Origin of the sequence: Pseudomonas sp. NPDC087817, assembly GCF_044742875.1 — a bacterium.
Taxonomy (GTDB): domain Bacteria; phylum Pseudomonadota; class Gammaproteobacteria; order Pseudomonadales; family Pseudomonadaceae; genus Aquipseudomonas.
Window position 1 is genome coordinate 1 of sequence record NZ_JBIUVJ010000150.1, and the last position, 2,725, is coordinate 2,725.

The window sequence follows — 2,725 nt, forward strand, 5'->3', positions numbered from 1 at the left end:
CCTGGGCAGTCAACGTGAGCGTAGTGACGAATAGTCGAGTTGTACTCAACGTGAGCGGTGTTGATGGTGATACCGCGAGCTTTTTCTTCTGGAGCGCTGTCGATCTTGTCGAAGTCAACTACGGCCGAACCGAAAACTTCGGAGCAGACGCGAGTCAGAGCAGCGGTCAGAGTGGTTTTACCGTGGTCAACGTGACCAATGGTCCCAACGTTGACGTGGGGCAGGGAACGATCAAATTTTTCCTTAGCCATCGATATCACCCTCAAACAGAAGAATTAGACAAACAATATCAACCATTAAAACAAAGGCAGATATTTTCATATCTGCCTTGTTATATGGAGCTCTTGAGCGGATTTGAACCGCTGACCTCACCCTTACCAAGGGTGTGCTCTACCAACTGAGCTACAAGAGCAAAACACTTTGCACAACCTGCAAACTTGGAGCGGGTAGCGGGAATCGAACCCGCATCATCAGCTTGGAAGGCTGAGGTTCTACCACTAAACTATACCCGCGGAGCCTGCAGCTCACGCTCAACTCTGGTGGAGGGAGAAGGATTCGAACCTTCGAAGTCGTAGACGTCAGATTTACAGTCTGATCCCTTTGGCCGCTCGGGAACCCCTCCTAATCAGGCCGGCATTCTATACTATGCCAAACCCTTGTCAAGCATTTTCTCATTTAAAAACCTGAGGTTAGCTGCATTGACATCACTTCACTTTGACAACCTGTTGGGGTCTTCACTGTGGAGCGGGCGCCATTCTATGCAAACTATTCAGTAGGTGCAACCCCCTCGCACAGCATTATTTTATGTTTTAACTCATTGAATTCGTTGGAAAGGTTTTGCAATTGAGGATCACCCAGAAATCGCTGGCTTTCAGGAGCAACACGCAGCCAAAATCCGGATGCAGGAATGCCGCTAGGGAGAGGTTGAGCTTTGATATCCATCTCAGACAAGCGCCGACTCAGCGCCACAACCAGCTCCTGACGAACAAATCCCCCCACATAAAGACACTGCTCCTCAGACCGTTGCAACTCCGACCTCCCACGAGAAGCAGCTGCCGTCTCGCTGAGCAGACGTATATCTTGCTGCGAACCCTTATACAAACTGAGAGGAGTTACGTCCTTTGCTCGCAAAGGTGCTTCCTGCTGATGCCAGACGTAGTAAAAAACATTGAGAACAACCAGCAACAGGAACAACCAACGCATACATACCTCTAGATAAGGACACGCCACGGCGAAAGCTCGAACACCAGGTTAGGCACAATCCTAACTTCTGGCACGACATCAGCTACCACCCAGCATTGACATCGCACGACAGAGCCAAAAAGCCCGTAATCTTCATAACCGCTCTGACATCAGTTATTTCATACGAAGACATTTCACAACCAAGCGATGCACAAAGCTCCCGCCCAAGCATTTAAATCGGCTCATCACTATCACGGCGGTACAAATACTATCCAACCGACACTCGCTCGATAACACTCTATTCTGCCCCGCAGGCCCACACGCAAGGCCTCCTCGGAGCCCTGCTCTGAAACCAAAGTAGCAGGGGGCGATATTCAATACTCGCAGCTCTATAAAGCTGTTGTCGCAATCGTACTCACCTATCATCACGCAACCTCAAGCTGAGTTCCCCACCACTAAAAACCTTTTCTACGCCATTCACCATCAATCGCAGTGCACCCTGATTATCAATTCCGAGTACGACTCCATCTACCTGGCTGACGCCAGCAATCAACGACACCGATCGATCCTGCCACAAATGATTTTCTTCCCACTCTGCTTGGAGTACCGAAAAACCATCTGCCTGCTGACGCCGTATATAAGCTTGCAGTTGCTCACTCAACTCAGTTGCCAGAACGTTACGATCACAGGTTTCCCCAGACTCCAACCGGATGGATGTCCATTGCTGGTCGACCTCATCGGCAATCTGCATGTTCACGTTAATGCCTATGCCCAATACCACATGACACACATCTGCCGGATCCCCAACAAGCTCCAACAGAATTCCGGCAATTTTCTTATTGCCAACAAGAACATCGTTCGGCCACTTCAAACCCGCATCAGGTACTCCCAACTTTCGCAGAGTTTGCATAACGGCCAGCCCAACAACCAGACTCAAGCCCTCTAGCTGGCGCATCCCACCGTCAATGCGCAGCACAAGACTGTAATAAAGGTTTTCGGCAAACGGACTAACCCACTTGCGCCCTCTTCGTCCGCGCCCAGATAACTGTCGCTCGGCCAGTACCAAAAATGGCGCCGTTCTCCCCTGAGCGATAGCGCGTAGCGCCTCAGCGTTCGTGGAGTCTATAGAATTGAAGGTCGTGATCGGCCAGCCCGTCTTCATCCCACCTATTTTTAAAGAATCGAGCAGCATCAACGGCGCAGACAACTGATAGCCGCGCCCCCGAACTTTGTGGATAGATAGCCCAAGCTCAGCCTCAAGATGCTGAAGCTGCTTCCATACGGCACTTCGACTAATTCCCAAGGCAGCGCCCAGGTCCTGGCCAGAATGGAATCGCCCGTCCTTCAGTAGATTCAACAACGTCAACATGCAGATTTCGCCTCACAATGAGGTCCGAATAATAGCCACGCACCGCGCAACTGCATAGAAATCAAGCAAACACATTTCTTGCGGGCAAAACAAAACCCCAACTGCTTTCGCAATTGGGGTTTCGGAATTTAATCTTGACGATGACCTACTCTCACATGGGGAAACCCCACACTA

The 2,725-nt window shown here is 50.5% G+C and carries 3 protein-coding genes and 3 tRNA genes; all 6 read right to left on the reverse strand.

The annotated features are described in order from the left end of the window. Positions 1 to 251, reverse strand: a 251-nt coding sequence (locus tag ACIONG_RS30185) for a GTP-binding protein (protein ID WP_401304657.1), incomplete at its 3' end; no start/stop codon positions are given. An 85-nt stretch (positions 252 to 336) separates the two neighbouring features. Further along, a tRNA-Thr gene (locus tag ACIONG_RS30190) sits at positions 337 to 412 on the reverse strand. Positions 413 to 438: 26 nt separating this feature from the next. Continuing rightward, positions 439 to 512 (reverse strand) — tRNA-Gly (locus ACIONG_RS30195). A gap of 25 nt (positions 513 to 537) precedes the next feature. Continuing rightward, positions 538 to 622, reverse strand: a tRNA-Tyr gene (locus ACIONG_RS30200). 143 nt (positions 623 to 765) lie between these two features. Next, positions 766 to 1,203 carry a hypothetical protein gene (locus ACIONG_RS30205; protein ID WP_401304660.1) on the reverse strand — a complete coding sequence of 146 codons (438 nt, stop codon included), beginning with the start codon at positions 1,201 to 1,203 and terminating at the stop codon, positions 766 to 768. Positions 1,204 to 1,597: 394 nt separating this feature from the next. Continuing rightward, positions 1,598 to 2,551, reverse strand: a complete 954-nt coding sequence (gene birA, locus ACIONG_RS30210; protein ID WP_103303770.1) for a bifunctional biotin--[acetyl-CoA-carboxylase] ligase/biotin operon repressor BirA — start codon at positions 2,549 to 2,551, stop codon at positions 1,598 to 1,600. Between the last annotated feature and the right edge of the window lie 174 nt (positions 2,552 to 2,725).

Coding starts and splice junctions, on each gene's coding strand:
- ACIONG_RS30205 (WP_401304660.1), bottom strand. CDS start 1,203: ATGCGTTGGTTGTTCCTGTTGCTGGTTGTTCTCAATGTTTTTTACTAC.
- birA (WP_103303770.1), bottom strand. CDS start 2,551: ATGTTGACGTTGTTGAATCTACTGAAGGACGGGCGATTCCATTCTGGC.